Origin of the sequence: Arthrobacter sp. AZCC_0090 (assembly GCF_014207375.1) — a bacterium.
Lineage (GTDB): Bacteria > Actinomycetota > Actinomycetes > Actinomycetales > Micrococcaceae > Arthrobacter.
The window spans coordinates 536,011-558,538 of sequence record NZ_JACHEE010000002.1 but is presented as its reverse complement, the minus strand read 5'-3'; the positions used below and the strand labels follow the sequence as shown (position 1 = coordinate 558,538).

Sequence of the window (22,528 nt, the reverse complement as noted above, 5' to 3'; positions counted from 1 at the left end):
AGGTCTATTTTGCGTCGTCAGCCAGATGCCGTGAAAACATCCAACCTGCGGCGACCATCAGGATGCCCAAAACCATGAACGTCCAGTTGTCGAGCGTATTCAGCGACAGGAAGTTGGCCGCCGAATCAACCCCGACACTCAGTCCGTACACACTGAGCACGATGTACAAGGCACCGAAGCTCATCAGGGTATTGCGTGCGCTATGGCCGCCCGAGCGGGACATCGCCCAGCTGGTTCCACCGATGAGCAGCTGCACAATGTTGAGCAGCAGCGACACTTGGAACACACCCAGGAGCATTGCGTGCGAATTTGGCCCGAAGAACTGCAATTCCCCGTACCGCATGGTGATGCCCGGAATGAATCCGAGAAGGCCCACCAGCGCCATCAGAATACCTACACCCATGCCGATGTTCTGGATGTCCGTCCGTCCAAAGTGAACACCATGTGCATGTGGGGTTGCGGTAGTCATCTATGCCCTCCATCCACCTATTGCGAACACTCCAATTTTACGTCTGACATATGCAAAAAGCGCTGGGATCGGCGGGCACCGCGGCCCCGACGCTCGCTCACCTTTGGGGCGCTTTCCCCGATGCCCGCTCACTTATGTGGGGTTTTCGGGCGACCCTCCTGCACTTGTACGACGGCGGCGCGGCGGATGTGCAGGAGCGTTTGGCTTTCGGGCGTCATAGGTGAGCGAGCGTTGGTCGGGAAGGCGCTATAGGTGAGCGAGCGTTGGAGGTTTGGCGGGATCTGCGGGAGCCTGCCGGTGGAGCGAGGCACACCGTGGCACGATAGGACACGATGAAACTGCGCGCTGATCAGACCGGTAACCGTGGACTGCCCATGCCCTTGTGGCTGCAGGGTGCCCTTGAGTCGGCCCAGGCCGCGATCATCTCGGCGCTCGTGGTGGTTCTGCCGCTCGTCGGCGTCTGGGCAACTGACGGATTCCAAAACCACAGCATCGATTTCCTGGCACGATTGGCCGGCCAAACCTGGCTGCTGGTCCACGGCGTGCCGGTGCAGCTTGCCACTGTGAACCTTGGTACCGCGGGGCTGCCGGGCTCCGGGATGCTGTCCCTTATCCCACTCGGACTGACCTTGGTTCCGTTCCTTCTGGCGTGGCGCGCGGGGCGCCGCCTGGCCAGGGCGTCCTACACGGACCAGCTATGGCAGGCGTTCTTCGGTGCGTTGCTTGTCTACGGAGCATTTGGTGCGGCCACCGGCTTCATCTGCCGCACCCAGGACGTGGTCATCAATATCTGGTTCGCCTCGTTCCTACCGCTTATACCGTTCGGCCTCGGCATGGTGGTTGGTGCCCGGCGGGAGTCCGGATCCTGGAGCAGGCTGATTGGCGTCGACGCCGTTGATTGGCTCGCACGCACCAGCCAACATTCCCGATGGGCAGGGTCCTACTTCGGCTCCGCCATCAAAGCCGGATTTGTGGCGATCATGGCAGCACTCGCGCTTGCTGCCCTGCTGCTCGCAGTAGTCCTTGTGGTGCACTGGACGGACATCATCGCCGTCTACGAAGGCCTGAAAGCCGGTGCTCTCGGCGGCGGCGTTTTGACCGTCGCCCAGCTCGGTTACTTGCCCAATCTGGCCGTTTTCACCCTGGCGTGGTCCTCCGGCGCGGGGTTCGCCCTCGGCGTCGGCTCACACGCCGGGCCGCTGGGCACCGCCGTCGGGCCGCTGCCTGCCATTCCTATCTTCGGCGCGCTGCCCACAGGGCAGCTCGACTTTGGCGCGACGGCCCTTGCCCTTCCGGTACTCGCCGGGCTGTTGGCAGGCTGGTGGTTCCTGCGCGAGGGCGAGAACCACTTCGACGAATGGCTCTCCATCAAAATCAAAGCGCGTTGGTTCACGGCGCCAGTTTCCACACTGTTCCTGGGCGCGCTCGTCGGGGCTGTCGCCGGGGCTTTCGCCGGGGGACTCGCCTGGCTGGCGCGCGGTTCCGCCGGAATTGGGCGCCTCACCGAGATCGGCCCGGATCCGCTGTGGACGGCCGTCTGGATCGCCGCGGAAGTGGGGATCGGCGTCGTGATTGGCTATTCGGCGGGGCCATGGTTGGAACGGCGACAGAAGCTCCGCGAAGCGGACCTTGACGCTTCCGTGTACGACGGCGACCACAGCTAAGCTGCCCCGCCCCACCGTGGGTTGCGGCCTGGCTAAGTTCTGGTTAGCGCAGCCCGGAAGGAACCGACTTCTGGAAGTCCAGTTGGCAGGAGTCTTGGGCTTGGATGGTCAATGCGTTCCGCGAGCAGTCCTGCAAGGTGAGGATCTGCTGGAAAAAGACGACGGCCGTCAGCACCAGCAAGCACATGATGGCCGTAACCACCAGCCCGGAAATGGTCCCGAATAGAACCAATCGAGGCTGCTTGAACCTGATGGTCCGGACGAGGACCACCACACCAAGTACCCCCGCGATGATCGTGAGGATGGCACTGAGCCAGACGTAGCTGATGTTCAGGACGTAGACGAAGACGGCGCCGAGCACAGTCAGCAGGAATGACCTGAAAAGCGTTTGGGTAACTGCAAGCGCTGATTTGGCAGCCTCGCTCTGTGGATGCTGCTGAGGGCTGGGTCCAACGCCGGAATTCATGTTTTCCAGCCTACGCGAGCCACCCATAAGCTAGTGCAATGCGCATTGTTGTCCTCGTCTCCGGCACCGGTTCCAATCTTCAAGCAGTTATCGACGCCGTGAAGGCAGGCGAGCTTGACGTTGAGATCGCAGCCGTGGGCGCCGACAGGCCGGATACCTACGGTGTGGAACGCTCTGCCGAAGCTGGACTGGACACCTTCGTGGTGGACTTCAAGGACTACGCAGACCGGGCAGACTGGAACGCCGCACTTACCAAGGCTGTTGCCTCGTACCACCCGGATGTGGTGGTTTCTTCGGGGTTCATGCGGATTGTCAGCCCGGAATTCATCGATGCCTTCGGCGGCAAGTACCTGAACACGCACCCCGCACTGCTGCCCGCCTTCCCTGGTGCCCACGGAGTTCGAGATGCAATGGCCTACGGGGTGAAGGTTACGGGCTGCACGGTCCACTGGGCCGACGCCGGAGTGGACACCGGGCCCATCATCGCCCAGGAAGCTGTCGAAATCGCCCCGGACGACACTGAAGACACCTTGCACGAACGCATCAAGGTGGTGGAGCGCAAGCTCTTGGTCCGGACCCTCGCAGAGCTCGCGGCAGGGAAGCACGTCTAAGCCCGGCTCTCCGGGGGGACATGTCCACTGTTGCCTGCCAGGAATGGACATGCGCAAAACTCTCCGGGGGACATGTCCAGCGTTGGCCGCTGCGACAGGACATATTGCTGTTATGTCCACTCGTTGCTGCGAACAGGGGGCATGCTCAGTGGAGTTCGCGCTGTTTGGTCTCCGGGGCAAACAACGCCATCCATAGCACCGACAGCACAATCAGCCCGCCGGCCAAGGCGAAGGACGTGGCCAGGCCAAACTCGGGCCAGAAATACGAGGCGAACACGAGCGGTCCGATGCCCGCTCCAATCCGTGAGAACGTGGACGCCCAGCCGAATCCGGAGCCCCTCAGCTCGGTGGGGTAGAGCTCAGACACGTAAGCGTAGAGCACTGGGATAGCCACCTGGACAACGAAGCCAAACGCCAGCAGCCAGAACACCGCGGCGTCGGGAATGTCCACCACCAGGGAAACGATCACCAAGGTCAATGCCGATAACGGCCCGGTCATGGCCAGGATCCATTTGCGGCCTACCCGCTCAACCAGAACTGCGGCTACCACCACGCCCAGGAGCCCGACGGCGGCCATCCCGGCTGTCGTGACGAAGGCCTTGTACTCCTCGAAACCGGCACCGATCAGAATCCGCGGCATCCAGGTCAAGCTCAAGTAGTAAACCAGAAGGATGCTGAAGAACAGGGCCCAGGCCGCCGTCGTGATCTTCCAATTGAATTGCCAGAGGCGCCGCAACTGCCGCCACGCGCTCCCGGCCGAGAGACGCGGTGTGTCTTGGGGCGCGGGCAGACTGTAGGCGCGCGGCTCCGCCCCCGTGGCCAAGACGAGACGGTCAATGACCTCGGCGGCCTCTTGGCGCCGGCCTTTGCGGATGAGGAAGAGCGGGGATTCGGGCACGCTCCGCCTGACCCAGAAGACCAGAAGGGCAGGCAAAACCATCACGAGCATGGTCAGGCGCCAATCCGCCAAGGCTGCAATGAGTCCGGCCGAAATGAAGCCGCACAGGGCGGCGCCCACGGGCCACCAACCGTCCATGGCGGTGAGCACGTTGCCGCGTTGCTTCCGTGGCGTGAATTCACCCACCAACGCATAGTCCACGGGAATGCAGCCGCCTAGCCCGAAACCGGCCATGAAGCGGAAGACGCAGAACCACACGATGTCCGGGGCAAATGCTCCCAGCACGGTGAAGATGGAGAAGATCAGCAGGGTAGCGGTGAATGCCCTCTTCCGGCCGATCGTGTCCGCGACGGTGCCCCAAGCGAAGGCGCCCAGAGCCATGCCGATCAGGTTGGCGGTGCCGATCCATCCGGCGTCGGCGGGTAGCAGCGACCAGTGTTTGGAAAGCAGTGGAATGAGAATGCCGTTGAGGGTCACGTCCCACGCATCGAACATGAAGCCCAAGCCGCCGATCAGGAAGATCCGGCCTTGGACCTTCCACCGCCACGGCAGCTCCTGGACCACCTGCTCGCCGCTCGGGACGGTTGTGTACGTGTTCATTTCCCCTACCTCCGGGGAAAACTCTATCCGTGCTTTTGGATCGCCTTTCGCAGGAAGCCCCCGGCCTCGTCCAGGGCACTCTTCGCCTGCCCGGGATCGATGCCCGTCAGCACCACCAGGATGGCCGCCTTGACCGAACCCCCCACGGAATCCAACGCTCGAATCGCCGTCTCCGCGTCCACACCAGTGGCATGTTGGATGGTCCGCTGGGACCTCGCGAGGAGTTTATTGTTCGTGGCGCGCAGATCCACCATCAGGTTTCCGTACGTCTTGCCGAGCTTGACCATGGAGAGGGTGCTGATCATGTTGAGGACGAGTTTTTGCGCAGTGCCGGCTTTCAGCCGCGTGGAACCGGCAACGAACTCCGGGCCGACCACCACGTCGATCGCCACGTCGGCCAATTTGCTGATGGGTGAATCGTGGTTGCAGGCGAGCGACGCGGTGAACGCCCCACGACTGCGGGCCTCCTCGAGCGCCCCGATCACGTACGGCGTGCGTCCCGAAGCCGAAATCCCGACGACGGCGTCCGCCTCGGTCACGCCGATGTCGTGCAGGTCGCGGGCTCCGGCTGTGGCGTTGTCCTCGGCGTATTCCACTGGTTTCTGGATAGCCTGGGTGCCGCCCGCAATGATCCCGACGACGAGTCCCGGGGGAGTGCCGAAGGTGGGCGGGCATTCGCTTGCGTCCAACACCCCGAGACGCCCGGCCGTTCCGGCGCCGACGTAGATCAGCCGGCCGCCGCCGGCGAGGCGTTCCGCAACGGCGTCGACCACAGCGGCGATCTGCTCGCTCACTTGTTCGACGGCGGCCGGAACTCCGCGGTTCTGCTCGTTCATCGCGGCGACGAGCTCGGCTGTGCCCATGGTGTCCAGTTCACTGAGCGCGGGCGATGCCGCTTCAGTCTGCAGGCCTGCGAGCTCGGAGCGGAGCTCCTTGAGCCGGTCGCCACTGATAGAACCGGGAGAATCAGGGGATGCTGCGTCAGACTGTTCCGTCACGGTGGATGTACCTTTCCTGAAGGAGCCCGCGGCGGTTCGCTGCGAGGGCGGCGCCGTCCATGCCATCGCCGAGCGCCGCAACCACCTCAATCCCAGCCGAAGCGAGGGTGTTGTGCAAGAGCCCGGCAAAGAACTCCGATTTCACCACGCCGCCGAGAAGGGCCACTTGTTTCGTGTCCCCGGACGCGAGGGAAACGGTGTTCCCGAGAAGACTGCACGCTTCGTCCAAAATGCCGCGTGCGACGGCGTCTCCCGCCTCCGCTTCCCGCAGTACGGCGGGCGTGAAACGCGCCATCGTCCGGGCCGGGTTCGCGGACTCGGCGAGCCAGGCAGGGAGCTGCGCGGGCGAGCCAGCCAGTGCGGCCGCCGCGACGAGCAACGAAGTGGCCGGGCCGCCGTCGTGCGCTTGAAGTGCGGCCTGGAGACCCTGCTGGCCGATCCATCGGCCGCTTCCCAGATCGCCCAACAGCGGTCCCCAACCGTCGGCGCGGTGCAGGGTCCCGTCGTCGTCAAAGCGGAAGGCAACAGCTCCGGTGCCCACAATCAGCACGGTCCCGGGAGCGCCGTTCAAGGCGCCGAGCTGGGCAGCCGTGGCATCCGAGAGGACCGCTGCGGGGACTTTGAAGCGTCCGGAAAGCAGGACGGCGAGTTCGTGGGAGTTCGCTGCGGAGGCCTCGACCCCGGCTACGGCGGCGCCGATTCCCCGCAAAGAACCGGCCGGAAGCCCTCCAGGCAGCATGGCAGCAGTGTCCGCGAGCAGCTCGAAGGCGAACCGGGCCCCATTGTCCATGCCCAATCCAGGAAAGCCCTGCTGGTCCGCCGAGCCCAACACCTGATCGCCCTGCCTGAGTTCAACCCGGCATCGGCTCTTGCCAACGTCGGCCACCAAAATCGCATCCGCGGATTCCATGGCCCAACCCTATGTTGTGGGAGGCCGCACGTCTCGAAAAACGAAGAGGAGCCACAACACGATAAACTCGTGCGTATCCCCAGCAACCGTGGAATCCCGCGAAATAAGACGGAGACTTTTGTGAGCTTGACGCAGCTTGACCGTGTTCCCATCCGCCGTGCACTGATCTCGGTATACGACAAGACGGGGCTGGAGGAGCTCGCGAAGGGCCTGCACGCAGCAGGTGTCGCCATCGTCTCCACCGGCTCCACCGCGAAGAGGATTGCCGCAGCCGGTATTCCGGTCAAGGAAGTCGAAGAGGTCACCGGTTCCCCGGAGATGCTCGACGGCCGCGTCAAGACCTTGCACCCGCGCGTGCACGGTGGCATCTTGGCCGATCGCCGCGTTCCTGCGCACATGGAAACGCTCGCCAAGATGGAGATCGAGCCGTTCGACCTCGTCGTGGTCAACCTCTACCCCTTCGTGGAGACGGTCCGTTCCGGCGCGGCCCAGGACGACGTCGTCGAGCAGATCGACATCGGAGGCCCCGCCATGGTGCGTTCGGCCGCCAAGAACCACGCCGCCGTCGCGATCGTTGTTGACCCGAACTTCTACGGCGCCGTCGTGGAAGCCGCCGCTGCCGGTGGCTTCGACCTGAAGACCCGCCGCCGCCTGGCCGCCAAGGCTTTCGCCCACACCGCGACGTACGACACCGCCGTCGCCACCTGGACCGCCAGCCAGTTCCTCGATGAAGACGGCGACGGCGTCATCGACTGGCCCGCCTACGCCGGCCTAGCCCTGGAACGCTCCGAGGTCCTGCGCTACGGCGAAAACCCGCACCAGCAGGCCGCCCTCTACGTGGACAAGGCGGCACCCGCCGGCATCGCCCAGGCCGACCAGCTGCACGGCAAGGCCATGAGCTACAACAACTTCGTCGACGCCGACGCTGCCCTGCGCGCGGCCTTCGACTTCTCGGAGCCAGCTGTCGCCATCATCAAGCACGCCAACCCGTGCGGCGTGGCCGTTGGTTCCGCCGATGCCGACGACCCCATTGCCGACGCCCACGCCAAGGCCCACGCTTGTGACCCGGTGTCCGCTTTCGGCGGCGTCATCGCGGCCAACAGCATCGTTACGGCGGGTATGGCCCAGACGGTGGCCGGGATCTTCACCGAGGTTGTTATCGCCCCGGGCTTCGAGCCGGAAGCCGTTGAAATCCTCTCCAAGAAGAAGAACATCCGCCTGCTGGCCCTGCCGGACGGCTACGGCCGCTACCCAACGGAGATCCGCCAGGTTTCGGGCGGCGTCCTCGTCCAGCAAGCCGACAAGGTTGACGCCGACGGCGACAACCCCGCCAACTGGACCCTCGCCGCAGGCGAAGCTGCCGACGACGCCACACTGGCCGACCTCGCGTTCGCGTGGACCGCTTGCCGCGCCGCCAAATCCAACGCGATCCTCCTGGCCAACAACGGCGCCGCAGTGGGCATCGGCATGGGCCAGGTCAACCGCCTGGACTCCTGCAAGCTGGCCGTTGAGCGCGCCAACACCTTGGGCGTCCAGGTGGAGTCCGACGTCGAAGGTGCTGGCGGCGCGTCCAACGCCTCCGCGACGGGCGCACCCGAGCGTGCCCGTGGTGCCGTGGCCGCTTCCGACGCGTTCTTCCCGTTCGCCGATGGCCTGCAGATCCTGATCGACGCCGGTGTCCGCGCCGTCGTCCAGCCTGGCGGGTCAGTCCGCGACGAGGAAGTCATCGCCGCGGCCAACGCTGCCGGCATCACGATGTACTTCACGGGAGCACGCCACTTCTTCCACTAAGTCCAAACGCTCCACCTAAAAATGGACATGCCCTCCCTTCCCGGGAGGACATGTCCATTTTTTGTGGCCAGGACTGGACATATTCGCAATATGTCCAGTCCTGGGAGCGAACAGGGGGCATGTCCGGGGGATGGTGGAGGTTACGGCGCTGAGGACGCGGTCTGGTACGTGCCCTGGATGACAGTGCCCCAGTACGGGCCGCACATCTTGGTGGAGTTGCTCCCGTATCCGTAGCTGTTCACGGAGTTCTGGTATCCGCTGGAGCTGGTGCCAATGAACCACGGGCCACCGGAGGAGCCACCTGTCATATTGCACGGGATTCCCTGGGTGTTGTACTGGGGGTTGTAGGGATCATTGGTGGCCGTGCCGGAGCAGCTTTTGAGTGACTCGCCGTTGAACGGGGACGCTGCGGGATAGCCGAACGATTTGTATGTCAGTCCGCGGGCGGCATTGAACTGGACTCCGGACGCGCCCACCACGGCTGAGAGCTTCTGCCCGTTGAGGGTGTTCATGACGGCGAAGCCGGTGTCGTACTGCATGTCCCCGCTCGAGGACCACTGGCTGGTGGTGTACAGCGCTTTGGCCGTCCACTTGCCATACGGAGCCGCACCATTCAGGTAGGCAGGAACGAACGTGAAGTTGGTGGCGAACGCCCCGGGGCCCTCGTTCAGGCAATGGCCGGCAGTGGACACCGTGCTCTGGTTGGCGGAGGTGACGGAATTACCGGAGCAGACATAGTTCACGCCGCCCAGAGTGAAGAACACTTTTCCGATGTTGGGGACCGGGCTTTCACTGGCGTTGGCCTTGCGATCCACGGTGGGGGACTGCGCTGCCATGCTGGTGGCTTTCTGGCCATCGATAGCCACGGTGCGTGCAAGCTCGGGAAATATCAGGTCGGGTGAAACCTGGAGATCGGCAGGGCCCACTTTGGCTTGTCCGCGAGCGAGCGCCTTGTCCGCCAGGACGTCGCCGGAGACGGCGCTCTTCATGCGTTCAGGAGTCCAATAGTCCGCCGTATTGCTGTCCGACGGCGATTGGCTGCTGACAGCCGAGGCGTCCGTGCCGTGGCCGGCGGGCGGAGCCGCGGTGGCTCCGCTGCCGGTTCCCAAGGCGAGCAATGCGGCGGCGGAAAGGCTCAACAGGCTTGTGGCCAGGGTTTTGGTTCTCGTCACAATTGTCCTAGCTTTCGAAAGTTAAGGCGGCCGGTTTGTGGTGGCCGCCGACTGACGGAACCGAAACTACCCAAGCTGTGACACTATTGTAAATAGATTAGTCAAATTTTGTGAGATTTGACTTTCATTTTTGACTAGTTGTGAATTCTGTGGATACCTTTCTGCCAGGCGATTCAGGATGTGGATGCCAGTTCGTAGGCCTCCCGGATAACGGAGCCCCAATAAGGCCCGTAGATCACGGCCGGGCCGCCGGGGTAGCCGTAGCTCGTAATGGAGTTTTGGTAGGAATCCCGACCGGAGTCGACCATCCACGGGCCGCCCGATGATCCTCCGGTCATGTCGCAGGGGATTCCTTGCGCCCGGAACTGCGGATTGATGGGATCCTTGGCGGCGTCACCCGAGCAACTCTTCAGTGATTGGCCGTCAAACGGTGGGGCGGCAGGGTAGCCAAAAGCCTGGTAGTTCAGGCCCCGCTCGATGCTGAACTCCACTCCGGACGCGCCAACGACGTCGGCCAGGTGCTTGCCGTTCACCGAGGCAGTGACCGCGAAGCCGGTGTCATAGCGGATATCGCCTGCGGTCCGCCACTGCGCGGTGGTGTAAAGGGCTTTGGCCGGCCAAATACCGTAGGGAGCCGTGCCGTTGAGATAGGCCGGAACGAAGACGAAATTCCGGACAAACGCTCCGGGACCCTCGTTGACGCAGTGGCCCGCAGTAGCCACCGTGCTGTCATTCTCCGACACGACGACGTTGCCGGAGCAGACGTAAGCGAAGAGTCCCATAGTGAAGAAGACTTTGCCAACGTGGTCAATGGGGTCTTCATTTTGGTGAAGGCTCGGGCTGCCTGCTTTGGCGGCACCGGCGATCTTCACGGGCGGCCCCGATTCGACGGTGCCATTAGTAACTCCGGAGGCTGCGGCTCGCGCGAGGGCTTTCCCTGCGAGGACATCACCCGGGATTGCTGTTCGCATCCGTTCAGGAGTCCAATACCCTGTGGGGTCGGTGTTTGCCGTTGCCAGGCCGACGAGTTGCTGCGTCCCAGGCGCTGCGTAACTCGAAGCCGCACGAAGGGGAGCGGCAGCTGCCGCCCCTCCTGCGGAGCAGAGGGTCAAAACGGCGAAGGTAAGGAGGCTCAGGAGACCGGTGATGGGGAGTGATTTCTTTGTCATGATTGTCCTGCCAATCGATGATGTAGCCATCTGTTGTCGGCCACAGTTGACCCATTGAACCTACTCCGATTCAGCCTGTTGGTACATAAGGTTTGGCTGCGTGTGACGTCGCGTAGACGGCGCGAAACCATCCCGGTAGGCGCCAATCCGGCCCCCTCAGGTAAGTTAGAGATGTTGAAATCTGCAGACTTTCAGGGAGATGCCCCGCCAATGGCAAAGATTATCTATACCCACACTGACGAAGCGCCGATGCTGGCGACTTACTCTTTCCTGCCGATTGTGGAAGCTTTCGCCTCGACGGCTGGCGTGGAGGTCGAAACCCGCGACATTTCGCTGGCTGGCCGAATCATCGCAGTGTTCGGTGACTACCTGACTGAAGAGCAGCGGATCAGCGACGCACTGGCCGAACTGGGTGAACTGGCAAAGAAGCCCGAAGCAAACATCATCAAGCTCCCCAACATCAGCGCATCCGTCCCCCAGCTCAAGGCGGCCATTGCCGAACTCCAGGCTCTGGGCTATGCGCTTCCGGACTACCCGGACAACCCTTCCTCTGACGAAGAGACGGACATCCGGTCGCGTTACGACAAGATCAAGGGTTCGGCCGTCAACCCGGTGCTGCGCGAAGGCAACTCGGACCGCCGCGCGCCCCTTTCGGTGAAGAACTACGCCCGCCAGAACCCGCACTCCATGGGTGCCTGGAGCGCCGACTCCAAGACCAACGTCGCCCACATGGCGGCGGACGACTTCCGTTCCAACGAGAAATCCGTGGTCATCCCGGCCGATGACACCATCAAGATCCAGATTGTCCGCGAAGACGGCACGGTCAAGGTCCTCAAGCCGGCCTTCCCCGTCCTCGCCGGCGAAGTGGTGGACGGCACCGTGCTGCGCGCCGCGGCCTTGGACGAGTTCCTGGCTGCCCAGGTGATCCGCGCCAAGGAAGAAGGTGTGCTGTTTTCGGCCCACCTGAAGGCCACCATGATGAAGGTCTCCGACCCCATCATCTTCGGCCACGTCGTCAAGGCATACTTCTCCGAGCTTTTCGACACCTACGGCAAGCAAATTGCTGCTGCCGGCCTGAGCGCGAATAACGGGCTGGCTTCGATCCTCAACGGCCTCGGCGAACTCCCTGAAGACGTCCGTGAAGGGATCCAGGCGGCCATCAAGAAAGGCTTGGAAGACGGCCCGGCACTTGCCATGGTCAATTCCGACAAGGGCATCACCAACCTGCACGTCCCCAGCGACATCATCGTCGACGCTTCGATGCCGGCAATGATCCGCAGCTCGGGCCACATGTGGGGGCCGGATGGCCAGGAGCACGATGCCTTGGCCGTCATCCCTGATAGCTGCTACGCAGATGTCTACCAGGTAGTCATCGATGACTGCCGCGCCCACGGCGCCTTCGATCCCACCACGATGGGAACCGTTCCGAACGTCGGCCTGATGGCACAGGCGGCCGAGGAGTACGGCAGCCACAACAAGACCTTCGAGGTCGAGAACGCTGGCACCGTCCAGGTTGTGGACTCCTCTGGAACCGTGCTGATCGAACACCAGGTTTCCCCGGGCGACATCTGGCGCGCCTGCCAGACCAAGGACGTGCCGATCCGCGACTGGGTCAAGCTGGCTGTCACCCGTGCCCGCGCGTCCAAGATGCCGGCCGTTTTCTGGCTCGACGAAACCCGCGCCCACGACGCCCAGCTGATCGCCAAGGTCAAGGAATACCTGAAGGACCACGACACCGAGGGCCTGCAGATCGAAATCATGTCCCCGGAGAAGGCCACCGCGTTCACGCTGGAACGGATCCGCAAGGGCGAAGACACCATCTCGGTGACCGGCAACGTGCTGCGCGACTACCTCACGGACCTGTTCCCGATCCTCGAACTCGGCACCAGCGCCAAGATGCTCTCCGTGGTTCCGCTGATCAACGGTGGCGGACTCTTTGAGACCGGTGCCGGCGGATCTGCTCCGAAGCACGTCCAGCAGCTCCTGCAGGAAAACCACTTGCGCTGGGACAGCCTGGGCGAGTTCCTTGCCCTCGCCGTTAGCTTCGAGCACCTTGCCACCACCACCGGCAACGCCCGTGCACAGGTCCTCGCCGACACCCTGGACCGTGCAACGGGGACGTTCCTACTCGACAACAAGTCCCCGAAGCGCAGGGTCGGCGAACTCGACAACCGAGGCAGCCACTACTACCTCGCCAAGTATTGGGCCCAGGAACTGGCCCAGCAGACCGACGACGCCGAGCTCGCTGCGGCGTTCTCCGCCGTTGCCGGGGCCCTGACGTCCAATGAGGAAACCATCATCGCCGAGCTGCTCTCAGTTCAGGGTTCGCCCGCAGACATTGGGGGTTATTACCGTCCCGACGCCGCGAAGGCAGAGGCCGTGATGCGTCCCTCCGCCAAGCTCAACGAGGTAGTCGCCACGCTGAACTAGCGCCCGCGCTCCTCGCCCAGCTAGCCCGCGATGATTGTCGTTTTGAGAACGACAATCACCGCGGGCTAGTTGCGTCTAGGCACGGCTTCGCCCGGAAAAACGGTGGGGCGCGTCGATTCCGTCGACCAGGTCGGCAAGCACCCGGCCTATTGCCGGGGTGAATTTGAAGCCGTGCCCGGAGAAGCCCGCACCGATCACCAGGGGACCAAAACGGTCAAGCACGAAGTCTTCATTGGCCGTGCTGGTGTAGGTGCAGCTGATGGGAACCGCCGATTCGGCATCCACACCCGGCAGCCATTCACGGGCGTAGCGGCGGAGGGCCTCCAGCTGGACCGGCTCAGGTTGGAACGTGCGGGCATCTGGATCCGTGACGGGTCCCACTCCATGCCAGCCTGCCTTGACCCCTTCATCCGGTGTGAGCATCCCGTAGACGGGGCTGTACCAATAGTCGTCATGGGGATCTCCGGGGTCGGGAGCGTGGTTGAAGCTCGGCCAAAGCTGTGAACCGTTGATGGGTGTGAAGTGGGCAGGCTGCTCCTGGGTGACCACCAGACGGGGGAGGGGCACCTGCGTCCCGACGAGCTTGCTGGTCCAGGCACCGGCCGTGACGACTACCCGGTGCGCCGTGATCTCTTGTGAATCAGTCACGACGACGGCGCGATCATCGCCGAGAACGCGGATGTCGCGAACCGGGGTTGAATACTCGAACCTTGCACCGTGGGCCTCGGCCGACGTGCGAAGGACCCTGAGTGCCTCGGCTGCACGAACGCGACCCGATTCAGGTACGAAAAGAACATCGCTTCGGAAGGCCATGCCCGGCCAGCGCTCTCCCGCTTCCTTGGCGGAGATGAAATGGCTTGCGATGCCTCGCTCCGCGTGTGCGGAGCGGACTTCCCGGAGCCGGGCGACGTTGCCATGGTTGGCCAGCCCCACAAGGTCCAACAGTCGTGTTCCGGCCTCCTTGGCGAGCCCGTCCCAGAGACCCCTGGCTTCGCTGACCAGGGCGAGGTAGTCATCCTCCGCGTATGCGGTGTTGAAGTTGCGCGTCGCGCCGTGGGAAGCGCCTACGTGGTGCCCTTCCCTGAACTGCTCGAGGAGGACCACCGATCGTCCTCGAAGTGCGAGCTGCCATGCGGCAGCCGACCCCATTGCGCCTCCGCCGACTACGACGACGTCAACATCCATCCAGATTCACCCATCCTGTCCGGGCCTCCCAGCGAGGTCCACTACAGCTTCCATTCTGCCGCCCGCCGGCTGATACCCAAGGTCAGGAAGCGAACTCCTCGCGGTAGCGGCTTGGCGTGTTTCCGAAGGCGGAGCGGAAATGTTGCCGGAAGGCTGCCGTGGAGCCAAAACCGCAGGAGGCGCCAATTTCTTCGATTCCAGCATGGCTTGACTCCAACATCGTTCGTGCGTGGTCCAGGCGCTGTTGCGTCAGCCAATCAAGGACCGTGGCTCCCGTGCGGCTGCGAAAGTGCCTTGTGAAGGTCCTGCGGCTCATCGAAGCAGCCGCCGCTAGCTGGTCCAGGCCGATTGGCTGGCTGAGGTTTTCGCGAGCCAACGTCATGGCGCGCTCAATTCCGTCGTGGCCCGCGCCGCGCGGGAGCCTGGCCGGAATGAACTGGGCCTGGGTGGCATTGCGGTGAGGTGCCATGACCAACCCGCGCGCCACGCGATCGGCCGCGTCCGAGCCGAAGTCTTTTCGAAGCAGATGGATGCAGCAGTCGAGTCCGGCCGCAACGCCGGCCGAGGAGACGACGTCGTCGTGGTCGGCCCAGAGGGCATTCTCCACTACCCGCACAGCGGGATAGCGCTGCTGCAACTCCCCGGAGTATCCCCAATGGGTTACTGCTTCGCGGCCGTCCAGTAGCCCGGTGGCAGCCAGCAGGAATGCGCCGAGGCATAGTGAGACAATCCGGCTGCCGTTCTCATGGGCAGTCCGGATTGCATCCAAGAGTTCTCCGGGAGCTTGGACGTCAGGATCCCAGCTCGGGAGGACAACGGTGTCTGCCCATGCAATGGTTTCCAATCCGGGTTCAACCACCATGTCGGGGCCGTGGCCCATTCGGACCCGGCCGGGATATGGCGTGAAAACCTTCACTTGGTATCGCGGCGCGGCCCCGGACGGCGGGGGATCTTCGAAGACCATCTGGGGCACAGCAAGGTGGAAGGGGCTCATGCCGGGCATGGCAAGCACTGCAACCTTGTGGTATCGGTGAAGCATCATGGCCCGATCCTAACGATAATTGTCTTCCGGGCCACTTTTTCGCCACCAGTTGGGCGGGCAGAGTTGCCTCATGAACATTCCCCAAGACCTCCAACGGCCCACACTGACGCATATTGGTGGACCGACCATCCTGGTCCGATACGCAGGCCTGAACCTCCTCACCGACCCTACTTTCGATGCCCCCGGAGACTACCCAGTGGGCGCCGGCCGGAGCCTGGTCAAACTGACCGGTCCGGCCGTGGCGGCAGAAGACCTAGGACGAATCGACGTCGTTCTGCTTTCGCATGATCAGCATGCAGACAATCTGGACAACAGCGGAAGGGAACTCCTGAACGATGCCGGAATGATCCTGAGTACAGCAGAAGCTGCGAGCCGAATCCACGGGGTCCGGGGACTCCGTCCTTGGGAGCACGTGACGGTGCAGGGGGACGCACCCGTGGCGGTCACCGCCGTACCGGCGCTGCACGGACCGAGCGGCGCCGAAGCTGTCACGGGTGAGGTCACCGGTTTCGTGCTCGAGGCGGAAGGCTGGCCGACGGTGTACGTCTCGGGGGACAACGCATCACTGGAGCTGGCGGCCGAAATCTCCTTGCGGTTTCCGACCACCACCTTGGCCGTGGTTTTCGCGGGAGCTGCACGAACCCCGCTTTTTGGTGGCGCCCCGTTGACGCTCACTTCGCAGGACGTTGTGGAATTGGCCGGACTTTTCCCTCTTGCCACCGTGGTTCCGGTGCACACAGAAGGCTGGGTTCACTTCACCGAGGGGCCGGATATTGTGAAGCAGCGCATGGGTGACGCCGGCCTAGCGGCCCGGCTCGCTGTTCTTCCGATCGGCGAGCCGCACCGGCCGTCGCTTCCGCAACAGCCCTGAATGCCTAGGCCGCCAGGTTCCGGCGGACCCAGGCGGAGAACTGGTCCACCACGATGATCAACACCAGAACGATGATGATGTGCGTGACCATCGCGCTTGAAGGAGCTTCTCGCCGGCTTCTACGAGCAGAACCCGCCGCCAGCACTCGACGGCGGCGGCTTGCTTGACGCCGTCGTCTGCGCTGACGATGTAGCAGCCGGACGCCTGGCGCCCCATATGATCCACCGCGCTATGGAACTGACTGGCGTGATGGACGTCCGTGAGGTTCTCGCCGCCGGTGACACCACGAACGACCTCAAAGCGGCAAAGAACGCGGGAGTCACGGCTGTTGGGGTCTTGACGGGGAAGCTGGGACGCGAGGAGCTCGCTGGACAGCCACACGATCACATTCTGGCGGGCGTCAAGGATATTCCAGCGCTGTTGGCGTGATTCTCACGGCTGGATTTCAAGGGGGCCGTTTTGAGCTGTGCCGTCGGCATGGAAGATTGGACCGGGTGAAATTCCTCCTTCCTTCGCAGACCTCGTCCTCGCGTGGCATCGCGTTCCTGAGGGTCGTGTTCGGCGGTCTTGTGCTGCTGCATGGGGTCCAGAAACTGTCAGCAGGACAGCCGGCATTTGAGGCAACCATCGCCGCGATGGGTGTTCAAAAAGCGGAGCTGATGTCCTGGCTGGTCATCTGGGGTGAAACCGGACTGGGCGCACTTTTGGTGTTCGGCGCCCTGACCAGAGTGGCTGGTTTCCTGGCCGCTCTGATGTACGCCGGGATCTGGTTTGTCACCGAATCAGGCAAGCCGTTGCTGAGTGATCGTCCCGGAATCAACGCTGAGCTGCTCATTCTGTATGTCGCTGTGTCGCTTGCGTTTGCTTTCATCGGTTCCGGGGCGGTTTCGCTGGACCGGAAACTGTTCGCCGGGAAGCCAGCCCGGAAGTCACGGCGCTAGGCGCCCTAGCGCCGTCAGGCCTGGAGCCTAGCGCCGTCCGGCCTCGAGACCGGCCCGGGCCATGGCGTCCGCGTAGGAGCGGCCCATTTCGATCAGCCATTCGGTCTGGCGTTCTTTGGAACCGGCGAAGGCGCGCCCGTGCAGCGAACGGGCCTTGTAGACCTTCAGGCCGCGGCGCCAGATGAGCTGGTTGTCTGTTTTGAGGAGCATTTGGGCCAGGCGGTTGGCTTCCGTTCCGTGGGCGACGATCGCCGAGGCGCGCGGAACGAGTTTGAGGAAGGCGATCAGCGGCTTGAGTCCGGCGCCGACCTGCTCGGGAGTCAGCTTTCCGTTGGCTTCGCCGGGGGTGAACCACGGATGGGTGTTCCACGGCATCATCCATTCCGGGCGGAGGCCGAGCTGGAACTGCAGGCCCAGTAGCCGGGTGGCGGCGACGTCGTCACCGGCCCAGACAACGCCCCGCGTGGAGGCCTCGCCGGTGTTGGAGAACAGGGTGACAATCCGGCAGTCCTCTACCGAGTGCATCGGATCCACGTAGGGAACCTCGAAGTCCGGGCGGAGCTTGCGGAGGAACTCCACATGCTCGTTGACCGGTGCGATGTGCGGGGCGAAGAAAGGGCTGTCCGGAACCGCGGGAGTCACGGCTTCTTCGGCGGCAGCCGCTGCGGCTCTCGCCGGTTCGACGACGGGAGGTTCGACGGCGGCCGGCTCGACGACGGTTACCGTCGGCGTCTCTTCGACCACGCTAGCTTCGACGGCGGCGACCGGTTCGGCGGCCGGAGCGGCCGCAGGCACCACCCTGCGGGTAACGACCGGGCTGGCCTTGGGCATCGAAATTGAGGAAGCCTTCTTCGGCGCGGCCGTCTTAACGGCGGCGGCCTTCGGAGCGTCTTTCCGGGCCGGAACCTTCTTTTCGGCCTTGGCCGGTGCGTCCAGGTCATCCTCGTCGTCGAACAGACCATCGAAGAGCTTGTCGAGTTCGTCGTAGCCGCTGCCGTAGTCGTCGTCGAGCTCGGGGCCGCGCCCGAAACCTTCCTCGTACCGCGAGTCCAGTTCGCTGCGGTAATCCTCGTCGTGTACCTCGAAAAAGTCCGGTTCGGCCAATGCGGTCATGAGAGCAGGGGTCTCCTGGGGTCGGGCAGGGGCCGGTATCGGGCGCGTGGGGGCACGTCCGTTCCGGACCAGTTGATGGGGGGCTCTCCCGGGGGCCGGGTTGAGCCTTTAGATCTTAGCAAGCCACAGGTGGTCTGGTGTCCTTCCGCCGTTCACCTGACGCGGTATGTCGCGCAGCCCCGGGGCGTGAAGGAACCGCGATGCGTCGAACATCACCCGGATGCGCCGCCGAGGGCGAGAGCAGAGACACGAGAGGGCGGTGGAATGAACGAAAGAGTCCATTCCACCGCCCTTGTTCGGCGTCAGCGCTCAGACATGGATAACGAATTGCGCAAGTGCTGCGGCTGCTACGAAACTCGAAGAGAATGTGATTATCGCCACAATCACCGTGCGCCAGTTCAGGCTCTTCAGCGCGTTGACGTCGCGCCCCACGTTCATGCCGAGCAGGGCGATCGATCCGAGGCCTACGTAAAGCGCGTCAAGGTTATGGGTGAAGGAGACGATCATGCCGCTGAAAGGAAGGATCGGAGCCGTCGCCAAGGTGGCGAGAGCAAGGACCCATACGCTCGACGGTACGGCCGGCACGTACTTGGCGAGCACGAAAGCCAAGGCTGTCAGGAGGCCAAGGATCACCACCCCAATGACATCGTTGACACTGATGGATTTGGTTCCCAAAGCGTTGAGAACCACGCCCGTGGCGATGCTTGCGACGAAAGCGATAATCCAGGTTGAAGGCTTCGTGCGCACCTCCGGGTCCTGGAGCACAGCCGAGACGTCCACCTTGCTCCGGTTCTGTGGCCGGCGCAGTTTCGCTGCAACGGCATTTCCGTCACGGTCAAGGCGATTGCCTTCATCATCGCGGCGGAAGAGGCGCGACCAGAACTTGTAGAGCCGCAGGGACATCGGCAACGAAAGGAAGGCACCGGCGTAGAAGCCGACAAGGTTGGTTACTAGGTTCGAGACGGCCGCCAGCGCCATGATCTCCGGTGCTTGCCCCGGGTAGATGATGGAGAGGGCAGCTACACCACCGAGCATCATGGATCCAGAGCCGAGGCCCAGGCCCAGCGCCAGGGCACGCGGGTCGAAGATGCCCATCCCGCCGAGTAGGCCGGCCAGCAGTGAGATGAACACTGCGCCGAAGACGCTGCCTAGCAGCCATACGGAAAACACGCCGCGGTAGACCGGGGACTTCACGCCGAAACGCTGCAGTGCGTAGGCCAAGTATGATTCACGGTCGATTGCCCAGGTGGCACCAATGGCCGTTCGGCCCATGCCCAGGGCAACGCCGACCGGCAGGGCGATGATGACCGTTCCGAAGATGTGGCCTACTTCCTGGAGGAGGATGGCCGGGCCGAGCGAGGTCAGTTTGGCCAGGGAGGGCCCTACTTGGGTGCCGAGCGCCGCCAGGAACATCACGATGCTGACGTTTAGCAACACCGAGGCCACGGCACGGCTTTGGCCGGACATGGGGCGCACTTTCTGCACGCCAATAACAGCGCCGATCAGCACGGCCCACAAGACCGGCATGAGCACGATCGCGGCGTTGCCCAGAGGAATTTTGTGCGTTCCGGCCAGGATGGCGACGGCGCAGACGGCTGTGGACAGCAGGATCATCGATCCCCATTGGCGCGCGGTCGGGGCGAAGAGGCGTGTCGCGCCGTCATCGACCTTGACTACGGGCGCATCCACCTCCGGAGTGGTTGTGGATTGGTTCTTCATTAGGTGCACCCTTCGTGTGCTGCAGAGGCGAAGGGCGGGATGCGCCTACGCCATTTGGTATACCAAAAATGGTAAGGTGGATCACAGCACTATGCAAGACGTGTCACAGAAACCGCTAAAAGTCCTGGAAGTGAGGGCGTCCATGCGCTTGGTCAACTTCGAACTTCTCCGCGGCTATTCGATCTGGGATACCTAACTTGGAGGGTTCATGATTACTCAACTTTCTGCCCGGTACGTCCTCGGCTATGACGGGGCAAGGCATGTGATGCACACAGACGGGCACGTCGTGATGCGGGACGACGAGATCATCTACGTCGGTACCGGCTACACGGGTCCTGTTGACGAACGCCGGGACTTTGGACAGAGCCTGATCGCACCTGGCCTCATCGATCTCGATGCCTTGACGGACATTGACCACATGATCTTCGACTCCTGGCCCACAGAGGAGACTGCTCCAGGCCTGCAATGGTCTGAGGACTACTTCAACAACCGCCGTCGCGATGTCTTCACCGCGGAGCAACGCCAGAGCGTGCGCAAGTTCGCACTGGCGCAGCTGGCCTTGCACGGTGTGACCACCTACATGCCGATCGCCTCTGAGATCCACAGCTCTTGGGCTGAAACCTTCGAAGAACTCCAGGGAATGGCGCAGTCCAGCATCGAGCTCGGTCTGCGAGGCTTCCTGGGCCCGGCGTACCGCTCAGGGATCAATGTCACTGACGACGACGGCCAGCGCGTGATCCTCTTCGACGAGGAAGAGGGCCGCAAGGGACTTGCCGACGCCGCACGGTTCCTCGACTACGCCGACGAGCTCGGACACCCGTTGCTCACCGGTGTCCTGCTGCCGTGCCGAATCGAGACACTTTCGGACAAGCTGATGCGCCAAACCGCCGAGCTGGCCATCGAACGCAACGTACTGGTCCGCCTGCATTGCCTGCAGCAGCCCAATGAAGACGGGTTCCTTATCAAGCTCACCGGGCGCACCGTCTTGGAGCAGCTTGGGGATTCCGGTCTTCTGGACACTCGGCTCCTTATCCCGCATGGGGTTGTCATCGACGGCACCGACCCGTCCTCCGGCGCAGAGGGTGGGCCGTTGAATGTGCTGGCTCGGCATGACGTCAGCATCATCCACTGCCCCCTGACGTCGTTCCACTACTCAGACATGCTCAAGTCTTTTGACGCCTTCGCGGCTGCCGGGGTCAACATGTGCCTGGGAACGGATTCGTTCCCGCCGGACCTGATCAAGGGCATCGACGTCGGCACGCATCTGGCCCGCATCGCAGAGGGCCGCCGGGACGCCGGTGCGGTCTCGGCGTTCTTCGACGCTGCCACTCTGGGCGGCGCCACGGCATTGGGCCGAGACGACCTGGGACGTCTGTGCCCGGGCGCGCAAGCGGACATCATGGTCGCCTCACTGGGTGACTTCCGCGACGGGGTCGTGGAAGATCCATTGCGCACGCTCATCCTCAACGGTTCGGCACGCAACGTCACCGACACGTACGTTGCAGGCCGCCCCGTGGTTGTTGGTGGATCGCTCCCGGGTATCGAACTCGGTGAACTTCGGGCTGAGGGTCAACGTCTTTTTGGGCAGATGGTTGAAGCCTACGGCGAACGCGATTACCGGCGGCGCGAAGCCTCCGAGTTGTTCCCCCCGGTCTATGCCCGGGCGGTGGCCCAGACCCATGACACGGCAGCGATGTAGCGCGGCAACTAACTCGCTTCATCACTCCACTGGGGGCTGAAACAGCTCTTGCAACCCCCTAGCGGCTGTAGGTCCCGGGCGATGCCCACGCATCGGCTCCTCCGCAGGTCTGTTTGGCCTGCGGAGGAGCCGGGGAGCGGGCTGCGATCCAGTGCGGTGGAGCAGCCCTGGCCGGTGATTATGCGGGAATGGTGGCCCGGATCTTCCGGCTGCCCACCAACACGATGAGTCCGCCTAGCAGCAGGGCAGCTGCGAACAGCAACCAGAGGCTATTGAATCCAGTACTAGCGAGAACAGCAGTTCCCGCTCCAACAACCGCTGCTGTGGTTGCCGCTGCGACGCCGGCTTGCGTCGCAGCGCCTGATACAACAAGCGACGGTGTCTCAACCGAAGGAACGACGGTAGTCGGCTCGACTATTCCGGAAGGAGCAACCTGCGGGTTGGCTGCCGGCGGATTCATGGCCGGTGGGTTCACGATTACTGAAGGCAGTCCCAGGCCCACCGAGGCGGTGCCTACGGTGATCGGCACGGCCATGGGTGTGGTGATGCCGGTACTCAGGAGGGATCCGAGGTCTCCGGTGCCCGCCGGGACGGTGCCTACGGTGATCGGCACGGCCATGGGTGTGGTGATGCCGGTACTCAGGAGGGATCCGAGGTCTCCGGTGCCCGCCGGGACGGTGCCTACGGTGATCGGCACGGCCATGGGTGTGGTGATGCCGGTACTCAGGAGGGATCCGAGGTCTCCGAGACCTGTTGGGACGGTGCCGAGGAGGTTGACGG

General features: G+C 63.4%; 19 protein-coding genes and 1 pseudogene. 8 read left to right on the top strand and 12 right to left on the bottom strand.

Annotated features, from left to right (window positions below; all coding sequences use genetic code 11):
* Nucleotides 1-4: 4 nt before the first annotated feature.
* Entirely contained in the window at nucleotides 5-469 is a 465-nt protein-coding gene (locus HNP00_RS05210) for a DUF4383 domain-containing protein (RefSeq protein ID WP_184736629.1), read from the bottom strand.
* Between the two features lie 332 nt (nucleotides 470-801).
* Here HNP00_RS05210 and HNP00_RS05205 point away from each other — a divergent pair, with 332 nt between their 5' ends.
* Nucleotides 802-2,133: a DUF6350 family protein gene (locus tag HNP00_RS05205; protein WP_184736627.1), complete on the top strand. Its 1,332-nt coding sequence runs from the start codon at nucleotides 802-804 to the stop codon at nucleotides 2,131-2,133.
* 43 nt (nucleotides 2,134-2,176) lie between these two features.
* Here HNP00_RS05205 and HNP00_RS05200 read toward each other — a convergent pair whose 3' ends face one another.
* On the bottom strand, nucleotides 2,177-2,599 hold the full coding sequence (locus HNP00_RS05200) for a hypothetical protein (RefSeq protein WP_260404763.1): 423 nt from the start codon (nucleotides 2,597-2,599) through the stop codon (nucleotides 2,177-2,179).
* Nucleotides 2,600-2,637: 38 nt separating this feature from the next.
* On the opposite strand from HNP00_RS05200, the gene purN reads away from it, so the two are divergent.
* Nucleotides 2,638-3,210 carry a phosphoribosylglycinamide formyltransferase gene (gene purN, locus HNP00_RS05195; RefSeq protein ID WP_184736623.1) on the top strand — a complete coding sequence of 191 codons (573 nt, stop codon included), beginning with the start codon at nucleotides 2,638-2,640 and terminating at the stop codon, nucleotides 3,208-3,210.
* A 145-nt stretch (nucleotides 3,211-3,355) separates the two neighbouring features.
* Here the strand turns inward: purN and HNP00_RS05190 are convergent, their stop codons facing one another.
* The 3 genes from HNP00_RS05190 to HNP00_RS05180 are packed head-to-tail and all read right to left on the bottom strand — an operon-like array spanning nucleotide 3,356 to nucleotide 6,616.
* Nucleotides 3,356-4,708: an MFS transporter gene (locus tag HNP00_RS05190; RefSeq protein WP_184736621.1), complete on the bottom strand. Its 1,353-nt coding sequence runs from the start codon at nucleotides 4,706-4,708 to the stop codon at nucleotides 3,356-3,358.
* A gap of 23 nt (nucleotides 4,709-4,731) precedes the next feature.
* Nucleotides 4,732-5,706 (bottom strand): N-acetylmuramic acid 6-phosphate etherase, encoded by a 975-nt coding sequence (murQ, locus tag HNP00_RS05185; RefSeq protein WP_311770496.1) that lies wholly within the window; start codon nucleotides 5,704-5,706, stop codon nucleotides 4,732-4,734.
* Entirely contained in the window at nucleotides 5,690-6,616 is a 927-nt protein-coding gene (locus tag HNP00_RS05180) for an N-acetylglucosamine kinase (protein WP_184736616.1), read from the bottom strand. The genes murQ and HNP00_RS05180 overlap by 17 nt, the downstream gene beginning before the upstream one ends.
* Nucleotides 6,617-6,736: 120 nt before the next feature.
* Here HNP00_RS05180 and purH point away from each other — a divergent pair, with 120 nt between their 5' ends.
* Entirely contained in the window at nucleotides 6,737-8,407 is a 1,671-nt protein-coding gene (gene purH, locus HNP00_RS05175) for a bifunctional phosphoribosylaminoimidazolecarboxamide formyltransferase/IMP cyclohydrolase (protein ID WP_184736614.1), read from the top strand.
* A 140-nt stretch (nucleotides 8,408-8,547) separates the two neighbouring features.
* On the opposite strand, the gene HNP00_RS05170 is transcribed toward purH, so the two are convergent.
* Complete coding sequence (locus tag HNP00_RS05170; RefSeq protein WP_184736612.1) at nucleotides 8,548-9,579, bottom strand: serine protease; 1,032 nt, start codon at nucleotides 9,577-9,579, stop codon at nucleotides 8,548-8,550.
* Between the two features lie 173 nt (nucleotides 9,580-9,752).
* Nucleotides 9,753-10,748 (bottom strand): serine protease, encoded by a 996-nt coding sequence (locus HNP00_RS05165; protein WP_184736610.1) that lies wholly within the window; start codon nucleotides 10,746-10,748, stop codon nucleotides 9,753-9,755.
* A 210-nt stretch (nucleotides 10,749-10,958) separates the two neighbouring features.
* Between HNP00_RS05165 and HNP00_RS05160 the strand changes: the two genes are divergently transcribed.
* Entirely contained in the window at nucleotides 10,959-13,178 is a 2,220-nt protein-coding gene (locus HNP00_RS05160) for an NADP-dependent isocitrate dehydrogenase (RefSeq protein ID WP_184736608.1), read from the top strand.
* Between the two features lie 75 nt (nucleotides 13,179-13,253).
* Here the strand turns inward: HNP00_RS05160 and HNP00_RS05155 are convergent, their stop codons facing one another.
* Both HNP00_RS05155 and HNP00_RS05150 read right to left on the bottom strand, forming a co-directional pair.
* Complete coding sequence (locus tag HNP00_RS05155) at nucleotides 13,254-14,363, bottom strand: FAD-dependent oxidoreductase (RefSeq protein WP_184736606.1); 1,110 nt, start codon at nucleotides 14,361-14,363, stop codon at nucleotides 13,254-13,256.
* Nucleotides 14,364-14,445: 82 nt separating this feature from the next.
* Nucleotides 14,446-15,405 carry a GlxA family transcriptional regulator gene (locus HNP00_RS05150; protein ID WP_260404762.1) on the bottom strand — a complete coding sequence of 320 codons (960 nt, stop codon included), beginning with the start codon at nucleotides 15,403-15,405 and terminating at the stop codon, nucleotides 14,446-14,448.
* A gap of 70 nt (nucleotides 15,406-15,475) precedes the next feature.
* Between HNP00_RS05150 and HNP00_RS05145 the strand changes: the two genes are divergently transcribed.
* From HNP00_RS05145 to HNP00_RS05135, 3 genes are all read left to right on the top strand, one after another.
* Nucleotides 15,476-16,276, top strand: a complete 801-nt coding sequence (locus tag HNP00_RS05145; RefSeq protein WP_184736603.1) for an MBL fold metallo-hydrolase — start codon at nucleotides 15,476-15,478, stop codon at nucleotides 16,274-16,276.
* Between the two features lie 96 nt (nucleotides 16,277-16,372).
* A complete protein-coding gene (locus HNP00_RS05140; RefSeq protein WP_184736601.1) occupies nucleotides 16,373-16,705 on the top strand; it encodes an HAD hydrolase-like protein in 333 nt (110 codons plus the stop codon).
* A 65-nt stretch (nucleotides 16,706-16,770) separates the two neighbouring features.
* Complete coding sequence (locus HNP00_RS05135; RefSeq protein WP_184736599.1) at nucleotides 16,771-17,217, top strand: DoxX family protein; 447 nt, start codon at nucleotides 16,771-16,773, stop codon at nucleotides 17,215-17,217.
* Between the two features lie 27 nt (nucleotides 17,218-17,244).
* On the opposite strand, the gene HNP00_RS05130 is transcribed toward HNP00_RS05135, so the two are convergent.
* Both HNP00_RS05130 and HNP00_RS05125 read right to left on the bottom strand, forming a co-directional pair.
* On the bottom strand, nucleotides 17,245-17,742 hold the full coding sequence (locus tag HNP00_RS05130; RefSeq protein WP_221451226.1) for a uracil-DNA glycosylase: 498 nt from the start codon (nucleotides 17,740-17,742) through the stop codon (nucleotides 17,245-17,247).
* Nucleotides 17,743-18,639: 897 nt separating this feature from the next.
* Nucleotides 18,640-20,049: a DUF3100 domain-containing protein gene (locus HNP00_RS05125; protein ID WP_260404761.1), complete on the bottom strand. Its 1,410-nt coding sequence runs from the start codon at nucleotides 20,047-20,049 to the stop codon at nucleotides 18,640-18,642.
* Between the two features lie 208 nt (nucleotides 20,050-20,257).
* Here HNP00_RS05125 and HNP00_RS05120 point away from each other — a divergent pair, with 208 nt between their 5' ends.
* The gene (locus tag HNP00_RS05120) at nucleotides 20,258-21,748 is read left to right on the top strand and encodes a chlorohydrolase family protein (protein ID WP_184736597.1); all 1,491 of its coding nucleotides are present in this window, start codon (nucleotides 20,258-20,260) and stop codon (nucleotides 21,746-21,748) included.
* Between the two features lie 178 nt (nucleotides 21,749-21,926).
* On the opposite strand, the pseudogene HNP00_RS05115 reads toward HNP00_RS05120, so the two are convergent.
* Nucleotides 21,927-22,528: pseudogene (locus HNP00_RS05115) on the bottom strand (hypothetical protein); the annotation flags it as partial.